This window comes from Shewanella mytili (genome assembly GCF_046765975.1).
Taxonomy (GTDB): domain Bacteria; phylum Pseudomonadota; class Gammaproteobacteria; order Enterobacterales; family Shewanellaceae; genus Shewanella; species Shewanella mytili.
The window spans coordinates 1-15,996 of the sequence record NZ_JBKOUD010000017.1 but is presented as its reverse complement, the minus strand read 5'-3'; the positions used below and the strand labels follow the sequence as shown (position 1 = coordinate 15,996).

The window sequence follows — 15,996 nt, the reverse complement described above, 5'->3', positions numbered from 1 at the left end:
TTATTTATGTTTTTTTTGACAAAGCCCACAACCTTGCGTCTAAGATTAAGTGTAGGGACTCAATACCAAGTGCCTATATTTGAAAGTTTCAGGGGGTCAAGATGGGTATATTCGAGCATTATCAGCAGCGCTATGAGCAGAAACTCGAAGAGGAATTTACACTTCAGGAGTTTCTGGAACTTTGTCACAAAGATCGTACGGCATATGCATCTGCCGCAGAAAGGTTGTTGGTGGCAATCGGTGAGCCGGAAACCATCGACACCTCAAAAAATCCGGTATTAAGCCGCATTTTCTCCAATCGGGTCATCTCCCGTTATCCGGCATTCAAAGATTTTTACGGCATGGAAGAAGCCATCGAACAGATAGTTTCTTACCTGCGCCATTCTGCCCAAGGGCTGGAAGAGTCCAAACAGATCCTTTATTTGCTGGGGCCTGTGGGCGGTGGTAAATCCTCCCTGGCCGAAAAACTCAAGGCACTGATGCAGCAGGTGCCCATTTATGTGCTGACCGCCAACGGCGAACGCAGCCCGGTCAATGATCATCCGTTTTGCCTGTTTGATCCGGAAGAAGACGGCAAACTGTTGCAGCAGGAATACCAAATTCCGTTGCGTTACCTTAAAACCATCATGTCGCCCTGGGCGGTAAAACGCCTGCACGAATTTGGCGGTGACATCTCTCAATTCCGGGTGGTCAAAGTGTACCCGTCCGTACTGGATCAGGTGGCGATTGCCAAAACCGAACCCGGCGATGAAAACAACCAGGATATCTCCTCATTGGTGGGTAAAGTGGATATCCGCCAGCTGGAGCATTTTGCGCAAAATGACGCCGATGCCTATGCCTACTCTGGCGCCCTGTGCCGGGCCAATCAGGGGCTGATGGAATTTGTGGAGATGTTCAAGGCTCCCATCAAGGTGCTGCATCCGTTGCTGACCGCCACCCAGGAGGGCAACTACAACGGCACGGAAGGGCTTTCTGCACTGCCCTTCAATGGCATTATCCTGGCGCACTCTAACGAGTCGGAATGGAGCGCATTTCGCAATAACAAGAACAATGAGGCATTTCTCGATAGGGTTTACATCGTCAAGGTGCCTTATTGCCTGCGGGTATCCGAAGAAATCCGCATTTATGAAAAACTAATCGACAACTCGGAGCTGGCTCACGCCCCCTGCTCCCCCAGCACCTTGGAAACCCTGGCGCAATTCAGTGTGTTATCCAGGATAAAGGCACCGGAAAACTCCTCCATTTACTCCAAAATGCGGGTATATGATGGTGAAAGCCTGAAAGACACCGATCCCAAAGCCAAGTCCTATCAGGAATACCGGGATTATGCCGGCGTTGATGAAGGCATGCAGGGGCTCTCCACCCGCTTTGCCTTTAAAATCCTCTCCAAGGTGTTTAACTTTGACCGCACCGAAATAGCGGCCAACCCGGTGCACCTGTTTTACGTACTGGAAAAACAGATTGAACAGGAGCAATTCCCGTCAGATACGGCCGATCGCTATCTGGAATACCTCAAAGGATACCTTATTCCCAAATACGTGGAATTTATCGGAAAAGAGATCCAGACCGCCTATCTGGAGTCCTATTCTGAATACGGCCAGAACATCTTTGACCGTTACGTCACTTATGCGGACTTCTGGATCCAGGATCAAGAGTATCGGGATCCGGAAACCGGGCAATTGTTCGACCGCGCAGCCCTCAATGCGGAGCTTGAGAAAATCGAGAAACCCGCTGGCATCAGCAATCCCAAGGATTTTCGCAACGAAATCGTCAACTTTGTGTTGCGTGCCCGTGCCAACAATGATGGCAATAACCCCAACTGGACCAGCTATGAAAAACTGCGCACCGTGATAGAAAAGAAAATGTTTTCCAACACTGAGGATTTGTTGCCGGTCATCTCCTTTAACACCAAAACATCCACGGAAGATCAACGTAAGCACGACGACTTTGTCAGTCGCATGATGGAAAAGGGTTACACCCAAAAACAGGTCCGCCTGTTGTCTGAATGGTACCTGAGGGTAAGAAAGTCCTCGTAGTCCGACACGGGGTCGGTCATTGACCGCCCCGTTCCACACTTAGGGAGGCGCTTATGGCGAATTTCATCGACAGGCGGTTAAATGCCAAAGGTAAAAGTACCGTTAACCGCCAGCGTTTTATCGACCGCTATAAACAACAAATCAAAAAAGCGGTAAGTGATGCTGTCACCCGCCGCAGCGTGACGGATGTGGACAAGGGTGAAAAAATCAGCATCCCCACCCGGGACATTAGTGAACCCGTGTTCCACCAAGGTCAGGGCGGGATCCGTGAGCGGGTGCATCCCGGCAATGATCAGTTCAGCCGTGGCGACAAAATCGAACGTCCCCAGGGCGGCGGAGGTCGTGGCGGCAGTGGTAGCGGTGATGCTTCCGACAGTGGCGAAGGGCAGGATGACTTTGTATTCCAGATCTCCAAGGACGAATATCTGGAGCTGCTGTTTGAAGATTTGGAGTTGCCCAACCTGCAAAAAAACCGCCTGAACAAATTGGTGGAATATCAAACCTATCGCGCCGGTTACACCACTGATGGCGTACCCACCAATATCAATATTGTCAGGTCGTTGCGTTCTTCGCTGGCTCGGCGCACGGCCATGACCGCAGGCAAAAAACGTGAGTTGCAAGCACTGGAGCAAGAGCTCAACACCCTGGAAGATACGCCGGGAGCCAGTGCCGAGCGCATTCTCGCGTTGCAAAACCAGATAGCGGCATTACAACAAAAGATTACCAAGGTGCCTTTTATTGATACCTTCGATCTGCGTTTTAACAATTTTTCAAAACGGGAAATCCCCACCAGCCAGGCGGTGATGTTTTGTCTCATGGATGTGTCCGGTTCCATGGATCAGGCCACCAAAGACATGGCCAAACGTTTTTACATCCTGCTATACCTGTTTCTCACCCGGACGTATAAAAATCTGGAAGTGGTGTATATCCGCCACCATACCCAAGCAAAAGAAGTGAACGAGCACGACTTTTTTTATTCTCAGGAAACCGGCGGCACCATAGTGTCCAGCGCGTTAAAACTGATGCATGAAATCCAGCAGAAACGCTACCCGGCCGACGAATGGAATATTTACGCGGCCCAAGCCTCTGACGGTGATAACTGGGCGGATGATTCCCCCCTGTGCCATCAGTTGCTGGAAAAGCAAATCCTGCCTTGCGTGCGTTATTTTTCCTATATCGAAATCACCAACCGCGCCCACCAGACCTTATGGCGAGAGTACGAACAACTTACTGAAAAATTTGACAATATGGCAGTAAGAAATATTCGGCAAGTGGAAGACATTTATCCGGTATTTCGCGAACTGTTCAAGAAACAAGCGGTATGAAGGAGGCATTATGACACAGCAGATACGGCGTCAGCCCCTGAGTGACGGGCCAGAATGGAGCTTTGAGCTGCTTGAGGGCTATGAAAAAGAGATTGCCAGAGTTGCCGCCCATTATCGCCTTGACACCTATCCCAACCAAATAGAGATCATCACGGCCGAGCAGATGATGGATGCCTACGCCAGCGTTGGCATGCCCATAGGCTACACCCATTGGTCTTTTGGCAAACGCTTTATTGAAACCGAACAGGGCTATAAACGGGGGCAGATGGGACTGGCCTATGAAATCGTGATTAATTCAGACCCTTGCATTGCTTATCTGATGGAAGAAAACACCATTACCATGCAGGCGCTGGTAATGGCCCATGCCTGTTACGGGCATAACAGCTTCTTCAAAAACAACTACCTGTTCAAAACCTGGACCGATGCCAGCTCCATTATTGACTATCTGGTATTCGCCAAACAGTACATCAGCCATTGTGAGCGCAAATACGGCGTGGAAGAGGTTGAAACCATCCTGGACTCCTGTCATGCCCTCATGAACTACGGGGTGGATCGTTACAAGCGGCCCTCACAAATCTCCTTCAAAGAGGAACAGCAACGCCAGCAGCAGCGGGAAGCCTATCTGCAAAGCCAGGTAAACGATTTGTGGCGCACCGTGCCGCACAAGGCCGCGGAACAAAAGGCCCAGGCGGACAAACGCTTTCCCTCTGAACCCCAGGAAAACATTCTCTACTTCATTGAAAAAAAGGCGCCATTGCTGGCGTCTTGGCAGCGGGAGGTGATCCGCATCGTGCGTAAACTGGGGCAATACTTTTACCCGCAACGGCAAACCCAGGTGATGAATGAGGGCTGGGCGACCTTTTGGCATTACACCCTGCTTAACCATTTGTATGATGAAGGATTGTTGACCGACCGTTTCATGCTGGAGTTTTTGCAAAACCACACCAATGTGGTGGCCCAGCCCGCCTACAATAGCCCCTATTACAGTGGTATTAATCCTTACGCGTTGGGATTCAACATGTTTTGCGACATCCGCCGAATATGTGAAAGCCCCACCGAGGAGGACCGCCATTGGTTTCCGGACATTGCCGGCAGCAACTGGCTTGATACCCTGCATTTTGCCATGCAGAATTTCAAGGATGAGAGTTTCATAAGCCAGTATTTATCGCCCCATTTAATGCGCCAATTCAAGCTGTTCAGTGTCTTGGATGATGAGCGTCAGGAGCATCTGAGCATCTCGGCCATTCATGATGAACAGGGCTACCGGGATATCCGCCAAACCCTGTCCGCCCAATATAATCTCGCCAATAACGAACCCAATATCCAGGTGTATAACGTGAATCTGAATGGCGACCGGTCACTGACCTTGCGCTACATTCCCAATCAGGGGGTACCGCTGGCACACAATCATGGTGAAGTGCTCAAACACCTGCACAGGCTTTGGGGATTTGAGGTAAGACTGGAGCAACAGGATGATGACCATGTCAAAACCTTGGGGATCTGCCCAGACAAGGAAGCGGCGGCTTAAACGGCGGGGAAATGCATAAACAGACCGCCATGGCGGTCTGTTTATGGCAAGCATTACTGGTTATCCTGGGCAATCTCCAACGGCATGTCGTCACGCATCTTCTGCCACATGATGCCACTGTCTTTACCGTAGGTACGCATCAATTCCGGCACTTCGGCAAATCGGCCGCTGCGGGCCAGATGTTCCAGCGTGAGATAGAAATTAAGTGCCAACTTGCGGGCTTCCACATTGCTGAAGTAATAACGCCCCACCCGGCCGTAAAGTCCCTTAAAGCCATTGAGGATCAACACGTACAACGGATTACCGGATGAAAACGCCAGTGTATGGTGTAACATGTAATCAAAATCCGTGTAGGCTCCGGCTTCATCTTCCAGCTCATGGGCACCGGCCAGTGTATCAATGGCAATATTGGGGTTATTGCGCAAGGCGCCACGGAAATAAATGGTGCTGATGTTGGTACGGGCCGACAGCAATTGATCCACCAGTACCGGAAAACCTGCCGGATTCAAATCAGCAATGGTTTCCAAAATATTCAGCCCGGAAGTTTCCCAGAAATTATTCACTTTGGTGGGTTTGCCGTGCTGGATGGTCAGCCAGCCGTCCCGCGCCAGACGCTGCAGCACTTCCCGCAACGTGGTGCGGGTGACGCCGATGAGCTCCGACAACTCCCGCTCTGCCGGTAGAATGGAGCCTGGAGGAAATTTGTTTTCCCAAATCGAGCGAACTATGTATTTTTCTGCAAAACTTGCAGGCCCTTTGGCATTGATGATCATCAGCCCAATTTTCCAGTGGTAACAATAATTTTGACCACTGATCATACCAGAGACAAAAAAAATGGAAACCTTCAAACAATGGTCTACACTCTGCGGTCATCCGCGTTGAGCGTTAACAGGGAACTCTCAAAAAAAACCCGTACCTACATCTCACTTTTACTATCGGATAGTGAAATTTTAAGACTGTTTTCAGACTTCTCATGACAATAATCAAGGGTTTGGGCTAGACTGGCCATTCACACAAACCATGTGCTTTTTATAACGACATAACGACCTATAACAACTTACTTGAGAGAGGGAAACCATGCCAATGCCATTAAGTCAGGCCTTCATGGGTAACTTCTTGGGGAACTCGCCCAAGTGGTACAAGCTTGCAATTCTAAGTTTTTTAATTATTAATCCAATCGTATTCAGTATTCATCCCTTCCTTGCAGGTTGGTTGTTGGTTGCCGAATTTATTTTCACCCTGGCCATGGCACTTAAGTGTTATCCACTGCAGCCAGGGGGACTTTTGGCTATTGAGGCGGTCTTTATTGGCATGACCAGTCCAAGCCAGGTATTACATGAGTTGGAAGCTAACCTTGAAGTATTGCTGCTGTTGATTTTTATGGTGGCAGGCATCTACTTCATGAAACAGTTGCTGCTTTATGTGTTCACCAAAATGATCACTAAAGTACGCTCCAAAATTGCCGTGTCGCTGCTGTTTTGTTTGGCATCAGCCTTCCTTTCCGCATTTTTGGATGCCCTAACCGTTATTGCGGTCATCATTGCCGTTGCGGTGGGTTTTTACTCCATTTATCACAAAGTGGCCTCAGGCAAGGATTTTGCTGACAGCCATGATCACACCGATGATGAAGACGGACAGTTAAACGCTGAAGAGCTGGAAAACTTCCGTGGATTTTTGCGTAACCTGTTGATGCATGCCGGTGTGGGGACTGCACTGGGTGGCGTGTGCACCATGGTGGGTGAACCACAAAACCTGATTATTGCTGCCCAGGCCAATTGGCAGTTTGCCGAATTTGCCCTGCGCATGTCGCCAGTCACCGTGCCCGTGTTGCTCATGGGGGTACTTACCTGTCTGGTCGTGGAAAAATTCCACCTGTTTGGTTATGGCGCCAAGTTGCCGGATGCCGTGCATCGCATTCTGGTGGATTTTGCCAATCACGAAGATGAGCGCCGCACCACCAAAGACAAGATGAAACTGGTGATCCAGGCCATGGTAGGGATATGGCTGATTATCGGTCTGGCCTTCCACCTGGCCTCTGTAGGCCTGATTGGCTTGTCCGTGATTATTTTCACCACCGCATTTAACGGTGTTACTGACGAACACGCCTTGGGTAACGCCTTTAAGGAAGCCTTGCCGTTTACCGCATTGCTGGCAGTGTTCTTCTCCGTGGTAGGGGTGATTATTGACCAGCATCTGTTTGCCCCGGTGATCCACTGGGCCTTGAGTTACGAAGGCAACGTACAGCTGGTGATTTTCTATATTGCCAACGGCTTGCTGTCGATGGTCAGTGATAACGTGTTCGTGGGCACGGTTTATATTAACGAAGTGAAAGCCGCCCTGCTGGATGGCCAGATCACCCGCGATCAGTTTGACTTGCTGGCGGTTGCCATTAACACAGGTACCAACCTGCCTTCAGTGGCCACACCTAACGGTCAGGCCGCGTTCCTGTTCTTGCTGACCTCTGCACTGGCACCGTTAATCCGCTTGTCTTATGGCCGTATGGTATGGATGGCGCTGCCTTACACCATCGTACTGTCCATTGTGGGCGTACTGGCCATTGAAAGTGGTTTCCTGCAAGAAGCTACCCAATATTTTTATGATACGCACATGATCCTGCACCACAGCATGCGGGAAGTGATGCAAGGTGCTGCAGAAGCTGCTGGGCACTAATCATCATAAAACCATTGGCTGAACCAATTGGGTTCAGCCAGGTCTAAAAAACGCCCATGACACTATGGGCGTTTTTTATTGGGGGGAATGATTCTGAAATTTCTCAATACCTGGGCAATATCCCGGCGCAGCTGGTTGCTGTTGTTTCTGAGTGCGGCTGCGCTGGAACTGGCGGCATTATTTTTTCAATACGGCCTGCAGCTTAACCCTTGCGTGATGTGCATCTACCAACGAGTTGCCGTGGTGGGGCTGGCCATTGCCGGCATTATTGGAATGCTGGCTCCTGCATATCGGCCGTTACGAATAATGGCGGCGCTGATTTGGGGCGTTAGTGCCATTTGGGGCTTGAAGATAGCCATGGCGCTTAATGATTTACAACAGCATCCCTCGCCTTTTGCCACATGTTCCTTTACACCCGAGTTTCCTGCGTGGTTACCCCTGCATGAGTGGCTACCTGAAATGTTCATGCCCACAGGCATGTGCAGCGAAATTCCCTGGCGTTTTATGGGCATAACCATGGCGCAATGGATGATTGTGGCGTTTGCGGTTTACGTGCTGATGTTGGCGCTCTTTGCTACTGCCATCGTACGAAAAAAGGCATGATGACAAGCGATATTGCAGACGTGGATGAGCAGGCTCAGGCCTGCTCTGTTTTCCGATTAATCAATGTCCTGTAACGGCCAGATCACAATATAATCTTCCAGATCCTTGACCCGGGTTTCCTTGATGGTTTTACCTTTGATGGACATGCCTTTTTTATGCATCAGTTTTTTGTCACCCGTTAACAACGGATGCCAGCTGGGCAATGGCCGTCCCAGGTACAGCCGCCGATAAGCGCAGCTATCCGGCAACCAATCCAGGCTGGCAATATTTTGCGGCGTAATGGCCGTACACTCGGGTACAAACTCAAAACGTTGCGGGTAATGGAGGCATGACCCATCTTTGTCGGATAACAATTTACACGCAACGCAGGTGTAATACAGTTCATCGGTTTCATCATCAATCAGCTTATTGAGACAACACTTACCACAACCGTCACATAGCTGCTCCCATTCCGTTTGTGTCATCTCAGATAATGTTTTTGACAACCAGAAAGACATCTTCGGTTACCTACTTCTTGTTATTGGGCACCTTGTCATTGGCCATTGTTACTCAGTCTATCTGCTGTGCCTTGAGCTTTTCGGATAAATGCACCACAGCAAGTACCACATAGTCATCGTAAAGCAATTGCTTGAGTGCCCGGTAATTATCATAAATCAAGTAATGTCGGCCATTGGTACCGTCCGGCATTATCAATGATACCTGCATATCCTGACGCTTTGGCAGCGCACTGCCGTCAAAACGCGTTACACCCAGCGCCTGCCACTGGGCAAATGTTGCTTTGTGCTCCTCGCCCACCAATGCGCTATCCAGCGTGGCAGGCACCCGAACCTGACGTCCCCAGGTTTGACTCTGCTCCCATCCCAATACCTGCAAACAATGGGCAATGGAGGCAAACACATCCTCAGGGTCATCCCAAATATTGGCTTGTCCGTCACCATTGCCATCAGTGGCGCACTGTGCGTACAGCACCGGAGACAACCGCGCCTGTCCCAGCAGTCCATTACGGTCACTGCGCAATTGGTCAACGTTGTGTGTTCCTGAATCCAGTAGCGTTAACGCCGCCATAAAATTTTGTCGGTGTACTGCCACGTCCTGCTGCGCAAATGCCAAGGAAGCTGTCACAGACAATACCGGATAACGCGCCGGATGCTCGCCAAAATCCGAGGCCCCCCCCCACAAGGCCAACACGAATCGCGCGGGGATCTGGTATTGATTGGCCAGCGCGTCAAATGCCGCTTTATGGGCAAGGTAGTGCTTTTTCGCTGCCAGCACCCGCAGCTCGGTGGCGCTGGCAGGCAGGTATTGCTCAAGTGAACGGGGCCCGGATGGCGCGTCTGCCATTTCAGCGCGCCGGAAACGTTTTATCTGGGGGAATTCGGCATTAACGGTTGCCGGGGCAATACCGTCTTTCAGCGCCTGCTGCCGCAACAATGACAGATATTGGGAAAAATTTGTGATTTGGGCATGAACCACAAAACTTATGCCCAGCAGCAGAACAGCAAACAGCGCCCCCCAGTATTTCATATCAATGCCCTTTACTCTGTTGGAGACACTCCCTGCTCGGCAAGGAACTCTTTAAGTAAATTAACTTGCGGTGGTGGTAATTGCAGGTAATAACCGTTTTTTTCCAATTCCGCTTTTACCTTGTTAATATCCGCCATGCCCAGATGTTGCCGTTTTTCCAGCGGCAACAGCATCACCAATTCAGGCTGACCAAATACCTTCAGCAAAGGCTCTGGCACCACATCAAAATTATTTTTTTGTTTGATAAATAAGTAGGTATCAGCTTTGCGTCTGCTTTTATATACCGCACAGATCATAAGAACACCAAATTCCCCGGTTATGGCTTGCCACTAAAATTAGCGCATTATAACATGGTTGACCATTATACATTGTATGTTAATGAGCTTAATGCTCGGATGCCGGAGACTTCCGCCAGGATGCAAAAACCCGCACTGGAACTGAAATGTTCCTCTTTCATGTTGTCTGTTCTGCATATTAATTCTGCCGAATTGCCTCACCTGTTGCAGGAACTTGATAAAAAATTGGCCCAAGCGCCCCAGTTTTTTATCAACGCCCCACTGGTATTGAATTTTAGCGCCATTACCCATCAAGCAATTGATCTGTTAGCCTTAAAGGAGGCAATGGCCGAACGCCAACTTATTTTGGTAGGGATCACCGGTGCTGATGAAGCACAACAGCAACAAGCGGCCCAATTGGGGATTGCCCACTTGAAAATGGGCAAAGCCAATACGCTTCCACCTGCCCCGCCCAGAGAATGTAAAGTGCTCAAGCAAAACGTGCGTTCCGGGCAACAGATTTATGCACAAAACGGTGATTTGATAATTTTTGGCGCAGTGAGCAATGGCGCCGAGGTAATTGCCGATGGTAGCATTCACATATATGGCACTTTGCGTGGGAAAGCGATGGCGGGCGCCAAGGGTGACGCCAACGCCATTATCATTGCCCAGGCATTGGACGCCGAACTGGTTTCCATTGCCGGCCGTTACTGGCTGGCGGAAAACCTGCAACAACATGGAGCAAAACGCGGAAGCTGCTGTATCCGCTTAAACGATGAATCACTCACTGTCGAATCACTGCCCGACTAGACAGCTACAAGGGATATAACAACACATGGCACAAATCATTGTGGTCACTTCGGGGAAAGGAGGCGTGGGGAAAACCACCTCCAGCGCTGCGATTGCAACCGGTCTGGCACTTAAAGGCCATAAAACGGTCGTCATCGACTTTGATATTGGACTGCGCAATCTGGACTTGGTCATGGGTTGCGAGCGTCGCGTTGTCTATGACTTCGTTAATGTCATCAATGGTGACGCCAACCTGAACCAAGCCCTTATCAAAGACAAGCGTTGCGACAACTTGTTTGTATTGCCCGCATCCCAGACCCGGGATAAAGATGCATTAACCAAAGCCGGCGTTGAAAAGGTACTGGATGATTTAGCCAAAGACTTTGAATTTATCATCTGTGACTCACCAGCGGGCATTGAAACCGGCGCCATGATGGCGCTGTACTTTGCTGACACGGCAATTGTTACCACCAATCCTGAGGTCAGCTCCGTCAGGGATTCTGACCGTATTCTCGGTATGCTGCAAAGCCGTAGCCGCAGGGCGGAGCAAAACCTGGAACCCATCAAAGAATACCTGCTTCTTACCCGCTATTCTCCCGCGCGCGTAAAAACCGGGGAAATGCTCAGTGTGGAAGACGTGCAGGAAATTCTGGCCATCAAGTTGTTAGGCGTTATTCCTGAATCCCAATCAGTGCTGAAAGCCTCCAACTCAGGGGTGCCCGTGATCATTGACCAGGAGAGCGATGCAGGACAAGCCTATACTGATACGGTAGGCCGACTGCTTGGCGAAGAAATTCCCCTACGCTTCACTGTCGAAGAGAAGAAAGGATTCCTCAAACGAATATTTGGGTAGCTAAACTATGTCTTTACTTGACTATTTCAGAAGCAGCAAGAAAAGTAACACCGCCGCCACCGCCAAGGAGCGGTTGCAGATTATCGTCGCCCATCAGCGTTCAGAGCGGGATACGCCCGATTATCTGCCTTTGATGAAACAGGAAATTATTCAGGTTATCCGCAAATATGTGGCCATCTCTGAAGAGCAGGTTTCAGTGCAATTGGATCAGAATGACGATAACTTATCGGTGCTGGAACTTAACGTCACCCTTCCGGATCATTAATGCGGAAGCAATGCCATCCAGGGTAAGGTCATGCTGCCAAACAGCCTGTTAGGGCAAGCATGGCCGTGATGACTCGCGCCCACCTTAGCGGGGTGAAAGCGCAAAATGGCAGTTACTTGGGTGTTCAGCGGTTTCTACATAATAAAAAAGCGCCCTTAGGCGCTTTTTTATTGGCAGCTACGGATTAAGCGTAAACAAAATCCACATGCTCAATAACAGGCTTGAACGCGTGACGCTGCATTGCCTGTACACGTACTTTTACTTCTTCACCATCAAGGACAATGGTCAACTCGCTGGTATAGAAATCATCATTGGTCTGAACGTTAATGATATCTTTATGATCAAACATAATAGATACAGGAGCTTTAACACCATAGATAACGCCAGGCACTTTACCCTCACGACGCAGGCGGCGGCTCGAACCTTTCCCAATCTCTGTGCGGGTAGTGGCTTGAATTGTATAAGACATAACAATTACTCTCTCGTAAAAAATAATTGGTCGCCATTTTCGACCAATGGCGACCTCGTATAAAGCGGGCGGATATTACCACAGACGGCTAAAAGCAACAAGAGCCAACAATGACTTACCAGCTTCTGACCGGTCCACAATCAATATGCACAAAACCGGACTTTGGGTAATAGCCCACGCCGCCCAGCTTCAGCCCCTTAGCGGCATTCCGCACATGGGACAGTTTGACTCCCGGCATGGCAATATCCATGGCCATGCCGGACATATGGAAACTCTTTTTGGCAACGCCGCCACTATGGGCGCGTAACATTTCGTTGGTCTTGGGTGAGCGGTAACCGGAAATAACATGTATTTCCTTATCGGTGTTTAACTGTTGCTGTAACTGATAAAGATAATCAAATAGGCGCTTATCCATGGGCGCTTGCAAATTCTGGCGATGATCTCTCAGCAGATGGTTAAATGACGACAGCATGTCAGGATCATACTGCCCGTCAAGCCAGTAGATACCGTCTTCGCGCTCCCCTGTATGGATATTGTAAAAACTCAGTGACCGACGCCCCCTGGTAGAGCGACTCGCCATCGCCTGAGCGGGGATAAAAGACATTAACGCCACGCCCCCAAGTCCTTTTAATAACTGCCGGCGGGCAGGACATACAACTGACAATTTCATCACCTTTACTGTTGGAAACATTATTGTAACCGCACAAAAATTAACCGTTTTATATCTCGTGGTCAACTGTTGAATCAGTAATATGATGTAAAGACCAGATAAGATTTGGATGACGGGTAGACTATTTTTTACATGTTGGCAAATGGTTATCTTAATTCATCAGTTGTAGAAAATTTTTTATACACGTCATCACGAAACTGCGCTACACCCTGCCCGTCAATCCAGGATGTCCAATACACAATGTACACGGGCAGAGGCTGTTTTAAGGCAAACCACTGTGTGGTATGAAAATTATCCTGCATGTTGTCCCATTTGCGCACATCAGCCACCCGATGCTGTATCAGCCACTGGGCAAGCTCAAAAGATTTCTCCACCCGGACACATCCCGAAGACAGCGCCCGATCATGACGTGCAAATAACTGTTTGTCGGGCGTGTCATGCAGATAAACATCAAAGCTATTGAGAAAATGAAATTTAAAGCGGCCCAATGCGCTCAGGTTACCCGGTTGTTGAATAAGGCGGTAAGGAAAACGCTCATGGGCCAACTGCTGCCACTCTTCAGGAGATTTCTCAATTTGCTGGCCGGCGTAATCCACCACGGTAAATTCACGCTCCTGAAGATAATTACCGTCTTGACGAATTTTAGGCAGAATATCCCGTCGCAAAATACTGCGCGGTACATGCCAGCCGGGATTCAGTACCACGCTGGAAATAACGCTTTGTAACAATGGGGTTTTACGATAAGGGCGGCCAACGATGGCCTTGGACTGCAAAACCACTTGACCCGATTCAACCAGGCTTAGTTGATAGGCCGGAACATTGACCAAAATGTAGCTGTCAGATAATTTTTGGCGATAGACCGTTTCAGCGACAAAATCCCGTGCCAAGATACTGGCCCTTTGCAACGGCGATACATTCAGCCAACGCAAGGTTTGTGGCCCGATAACGGCATCCACCTTCAACCCGTGACGCGCCTGAAAATGACGCACCGCTTCGGCAATGTCCTCGGTATAGTCGTAACCGTTTTCAGGATAACGGGATAAATCCCCCAGCCATAACAAACGCTGGGTAATTTGTGGCATTAACGGATGATTATCCCCTGGACGCAACCAACCGCTGGGTTGCAATATCGGCCAGGCTTGTTGTTGCAACCATAGCAAATACTGGATGCGGTTCACTACCGCTTGGTATTGTGCCGCTTGCGGCTCCAAGGCAATGGCTCGCTGCAAGGGAGAGGAAGCCGGAGATAAAGCGCTATAGGGAATGTCCACCCCCTGTCGTTGCCAAAAATTGGCAATCTCCTCTTCAAGTGCCCGCTGGGTAACAACGCCCAAGGACTGGGCACTGTTTAACATAGACAATTGTTGGCGCAACAACGTTTGCTCCGGCAATAACGCCAACATTTGCACATGGGCAGTCAGTGTTTTCCAGGTGATGTCATTATTGCTGGCAGCAGCATTGGCGGTAAAAGACAACAATCCTGCCCACAAAATCAGCCATAACCGATAGCACGTCATAAACATTCTCCATTCGATACGGCTAAAGTATGGCAAAATTTATGCGTTTTGGTGCTGATGATCAGATACGACCAGCCATGCTGCAAACCTTATTATATTGAGTTAACAACAACATGAAACGCAACGCGGCATTGCGTGACACCAGCCCAGCAAAAACCGTCCAGTGCCAAAAGTCACTCTGCCTCATGCACTGGCAGGTATTGCTGATGAATGCCCACACTTAACATGTAACGCAATATTTAATGCGTAATCGGGTAAGCTCCACGCTTGCCCCGTCAGGCATGAAAACATGTGGAAATGAAGCAACACATGCCTTTTCAAGCCGTTGTGTTAATACGGCTTGCATCCCCATTCAAACAATGAAAACGTTAGCACTTCAAACCGTTTACAGGGAATGAAATGGCCGCAGGAGCGGCATCCGTCGCCTGTTGATATTGGACATAACAGGTACTAATCAAAGAACCCGTATCGGTAACCCCTGCAGAAAACACCGTTTGATTGGCCGCCACGGATTTTAAGGTAAACAACACTTTTGATGGCGAAACTGCATTGCCAAGCACAACCAAATAGGTCCAGTCATTCATATCGTCAATCAAATCGATAATCCCGCCGGAATCCGCCGCGATGGGGTATCCCCAGGCAAGATTGATTTGGCTACCATTAATGCTCAGACTGGCCCCGGTTGCTTGTTTGTCTTTCCCCTCTATCAGCGCTTTGGCATGACTGAGTTGCACGGTCCCCTTCAATGCCGCAGCGAAACCTTTAATGGACGCCTCCCGGGCATCACCTTGCAAATTTAAGAACTTAGGCGCTGCAACAACCGCTAAAATACCCAGAATAATAATCACGACGACAAGTTCGATTAACGTAAATCCATGTTGTTTCTTCATCATTCCCCCTCTGCCTTCGGGCACGATCATCCGTTTTGCAAGATAAAAATCCTGAGTTAATCATATACCGGCTTTGTTTCCTAAATCGACTCAGCGAACAAATCCATCATAATTGTTTAAAGATTATACTACACAGTGAGTTTCAGGCATGCCTAGCCCTGTGAGCTTGTTCAACGCCTTTATCATCGCGTAAGTTTCTCCTACCTGACCGTTATAATTTCGCAGGCTCAATCTGCCACCAAGTAGTTGCTTCACTCTGTACATTGCTGTTTCTGAGATTGACCGCCGATGATAACCATACCGTTTTTTCCACTGTTTATTTGAACCATGAAGCTGTTGCCAACTGACCGCTAAGTTACGCGGATGACCTTGTTCCCAGAGCGCGGCACCTTCCCTCGGTGGAATGAGTACCAAAGCCTGTTTTCTACGAACTGCATCGTGACAGGCTCTTGTGTCGTAAGCACCATCACCTGAGATATTGCGGATTTTGCGATGGGTTTGCTTGAGCAAATTCGGCATGACTTCAGCGTCTGTTACACCGGATAAACTCAGTTCTGCGGCGATGATTTCATGGCTATGCGT

The 15,996-nt window shown here is 49.3% G+C and carries 16 protein-coding genes and 1 pseudogene; 8 read left to right on the top strand and 9 right to left on the bottom strand.

Translation table 11 applies throughout. The features are described from left to right. Window positions 1-101 precede the first annotated feature (101 nt). The 3 genes from ACIDEJ_RS13690 to ACIDEJ_RS13680 are packed head-to-tail and all read left to right on the top strand — an operon-like array spanning window position 102 to window position 4,889. Complete coding sequence (locus tag ACIDEJ_RS13690) at window positions 102-2,036, top strand: PrkA family serine protein kinase (RefSeq protein ID WP_411988625.1); 1,935 nt, start codon at window positions 102-104, stop codon at window positions 2,034-2,036. Between the two features lie 53 nt (window positions 2,037-2,089). Next, the gene (locus ACIDEJ_RS13685) at window positions 2,090-3,361 is read left to right on the top strand and encodes a YeaH/YhbH family protein (RefSeq protein WP_411988624.1); all 1,272 of its coding nucleotides are present in this window, start codon (window positions 2,090-2,092) and stop codon (window positions 3,359-3,361) included. A gap of 10 nt (window positions 3,362-3,371) precedes the next feature. Next, on the top strand, window positions 3,372-4,889 hold the full coding sequence (locus ACIDEJ_RS13680; RefSeq protein ID WP_411988623.1) for a SpoVR family protein: 1,518 nt from the start codon (window positions 3,372-3,374) through the stop codon (window positions 4,887-4,889). A 53-nt stretch (window positions 4,890-4,942) separates the two neighbouring features. Here ACIDEJ_RS13680 and fadR read toward each other — a convergent pair whose 3' ends face one another. After that, window positions 4,943-5,662, bottom strand: coding sequence for a fatty acid metabolism transcriptional regulator FadR (gene fadR / locus ACIDEJ_RS13675; RefSeq protein WP_411988622.1), 720 nt, complete (start codon window positions 5,660-5,662; stop codon window positions 4,943-4,945). A 304-nt stretch (window positions 5,663-5,966) separates the two neighbouring features. Here fadR and nhaB point away from each other — a divergent pair, with 304 nt between their 5' ends. Further along, window positions 5,967-7,559: a sodium/proton antiporter NhaB gene (gene nhaB / locus ACIDEJ_RS13670; protein WP_411988621.1), complete on the top strand. Its 1,593-nt coding sequence runs from the start codon at window positions 5,967-5,969 to the stop codon at window positions 7,557-7,559. 87 nt (window positions 7,560-7,646) lie between these two features. Then, window positions 7,647-8,162, top strand: a complete 516-nt coding sequence (gene dsbB, locus ACIDEJ_RS13665) for a disulfide bond formation protein DsbB (RefSeq protein WP_411988620.1) — start codon at window positions 7,647-7,649, stop codon at window positions 8,160-8,162. A gap of 56 nt (window positions 8,163-8,218) precedes the next feature. On the opposite strand, the gene ACIDEJ_RS13660 is transcribed toward dsbB, so the two are convergent. From ACIDEJ_RS13660 to ACIDEJ_RS13650, 3 genes are read right to left on the bottom strand one after another with little or no spacing between them, the layout of a single operon-like run. Then, window positions 8,219-8,659, bottom strand: coding sequence for a YcgN family cysteine cluster protein (locus tag ACIDEJ_RS13660; protein WP_411988619.1), 441 nt, complete (start codon window positions 8,657-8,659; stop codon window positions 8,219-8,221). A 52-nt stretch (window positions 8,660-8,711) separates the two neighbouring features. Continuing rightward, on the bottom strand, window positions 8,712-9,686 hold the full coding sequence (locus ACIDEJ_RS13655; protein ID WP_411988618.1) for a lytic murein transglycosylase: 975 nt from the start codon (window positions 9,684-9,686) through the stop codon (window positions 8,712-8,714). 11 nt (window positions 9,687-9,697) lie between these two features. Beyond that, a complete protein-coding gene (locus tag ACIDEJ_RS13650; protein ID WP_411988617.1) occupies window positions 9,698-9,982 on the bottom strand; it encodes a YcgL domain-containing protein in 285 nt (94 codons plus the stop codon). 120 nt (window positions 9,983-10,102) lie between these two features. On the opposite strand from ACIDEJ_RS13650, the gene minC reads away from it, so the two are divergent. The 3 genes from minC to minE are packed head-to-tail and all read left to right on the top strand — an operon-like array spanning window position 10,103 to window position 11,868. Beyond that, the gene (gene minC, locus ACIDEJ_RS13645; RefSeq protein WP_411988664.1) at window positions 10,103-10,771 is read left to right on the top strand and encodes a septum site-determining protein MinC; all 669 of its coding nucleotides are present in this window, start codon (window positions 10,103-10,105) and stop codon (window positions 10,769-10,771) included. A gap of 25 nt (window positions 10,772-10,796) precedes the next feature. Next, the gene (gene minD / locus ACIDEJ_RS13640; protein WP_411988616.1) at window positions 10,797-11,603 is read left to right on the top strand and encodes a septum site-determining protein MinD; all 807 of its coding nucleotides are present in this window, start codon (window positions 10,797-10,799) and stop codon (window positions 11,601-11,603) included. Window positions 11,604-11,610: 7 nt separating this feature from the next. After that, window positions 11,611-11,868, top strand: a complete 258-nt coding sequence (minE, locus tag ACIDEJ_RS13635) for a cell division topological specificity factor MinE (RefSeq protein WP_411988615.1) — start codon at window positions 11,611-11,613, stop codon at window positions 11,866-11,868. Window positions 11,869-12,052: 184 nt separating this feature from the next. Here minE and rplY read toward each other — a convergent pair whose 3' ends face one another. The 5 genes and pseudogenes from rplY to ACIDEJ_RS13610 form a co-directional block, all read right to left on the bottom strand. Beyond that, on the bottom strand, window positions 12,053-12,337 hold the full coding sequence (gene rplY, locus ACIDEJ_RS13630; RefSeq protein WP_411988614.1) for a 50S ribosomal protein L25: 285 nt from the start codon (window positions 12,335-12,337) through the stop codon (window positions 12,053-12,055). Between the two features lie 115 nt (window positions 12,338-12,452). After that, window positions 12,453-13,001, bottom strand: coding sequence for a DUF882 domain-containing protein (locus tag ACIDEJ_RS13625; protein ID WP_411988663.1), 549 nt, complete (start codon window positions 12,999-13,001; stop codon window positions 12,453-12,455). Window positions 13,002-13,153: 152 nt separating this feature from the next. Further along, on the bottom strand, window positions 13,154-14,524 hold the full coding sequence (locus tag ACIDEJ_RS13620; RefSeq protein WP_411988613.1) for a L,D-transpeptidase family protein: 1,371 nt from the start codon (window positions 14,522-14,524) through the stop codon (window positions 13,154-13,156). 368 nt (window positions 14,525-14,892) lie between these two features. Continuing rightward, complete coding sequence (locus ACIDEJ_RS13615) at window positions 14,893-15,417, bottom strand: type II secretion system protein (RefSeq protein WP_411988612.1); 525 nt, start codon at window positions 15,415-15,417, stop codon at window positions 14,893-14,895. Between the two features lie 120 nt (window positions 15,418-15,537). Next, a pseudogene (locus ACIDEJ_RS13610) lies at window positions 15,538-15,996 on the bottom strand (IS5-like element ISSpu11 family transposase); the annotation flags it as partial.

Excerpts from the sequence above, each read along its gene's own strand:
- ACIDEJ_RS13650 (WP_411988617.1), bottom strand. The coding sequence starts at position 9,982 with ATGATCTGTGCGGTATATAAAAGCAGACGCAAAGCTGATACCTACTTA.
- ACIDEJ_RS13680 (WP_411988623.1), top strand. The coding sequence starts at position 3,372 with ATGACACAGCAGATACGGCGTCAGCCCCTGAGTGACGGGCCAGAATGG.
- ACIDEJ_RS13690 (WP_411988625.1), top strand. The coding sequence starts at position 102 with ATGGGTATATTCGAGCATTATCAGCAGCGCTATGAGCAGAAACTCGAA.
- fadR (WP_411988622.1), bottom strand. The coding sequence starts at position 5,662 with ATGATCATCAATGCCAAAGGGCCTGCAAGTTTTGCAGAAAAATACATA.
- minC (WP_411988664.1), top strand. The coding sequence starts at position 10,103 with ATGCAAAAACCCGCACTGGAACTGAAATGTTCCTCTTTCATGTTGTCT.
- nhaB (WP_411988621.1), top strand. The coding sequence starts at position 5,967 with ATGCCAATGCCATTAAGTCAGGCCTTCATGGGTAACTTCTTGGGGAAC.
- ACIDEJ_RS13615 (WP_411988612.1), bottom strand. The coding sequence starts at position 15,417 with ATGATGAAGAAACAACATGGATTTACGTTAATCGAACTTGTCGTCGTG.
- minE (WP_411988615.1), top strand. The coding sequence starts at position 11,611 with ATGTCTTTACTTGACTATTTCAGAAGCAGCAAGAAAAGTAACACCGCC.
- dsbB (WP_411988620.1), top strand. The coding sequence starts at position 7,647 with ATGATTCTGAAATTTCTCAATACCTGGGCAATATCCCGGCGCAGCTGG.
- ACIDEJ_RS13685 (WP_411988624.1), top strand. The coding sequence starts at position 2,090 with ATGGCGAATTTCATCGACAGGCGGTTAAATGCCAAAGGTAAAAGTACC.
- ACIDEJ_RS13620 (WP_411988613.1), bottom strand. The coding sequence starts at position 14,524 with ATGACGTGCTATCGGTTATGGCTGATTTTGTGGGCAGGATTGTTGTCT.
- ACIDEJ_RS13660 (WP_411988619.1), bottom strand. The coding sequence starts at position 8,659 with ATGTCTTTCTGGTTGTCAAAAACATTATCTGAGATGACACAAACGGAA.
- minD (WP_411988616.1), top strand. The coding sequence starts at position 10,797 with ATGGCACAAATCATTGTGGTCACTTCGGGGAAAGGAGGCGTGGGGAAA.
- ACIDEJ_RS13655 (WP_411988618.1), bottom strand. The coding sequence starts at position 9,686 with ATGAAATACTGGGGGGCGCTGTTTGCTGTTCTGCTGCTGGGCATAAGT.
- rplY (WP_411988614.1), bottom strand. The coding sequence starts at position 12,337 with ATGTCTTATACAATTCAAGCCACTACCCGCACAGAGATTGGGAAAGGT.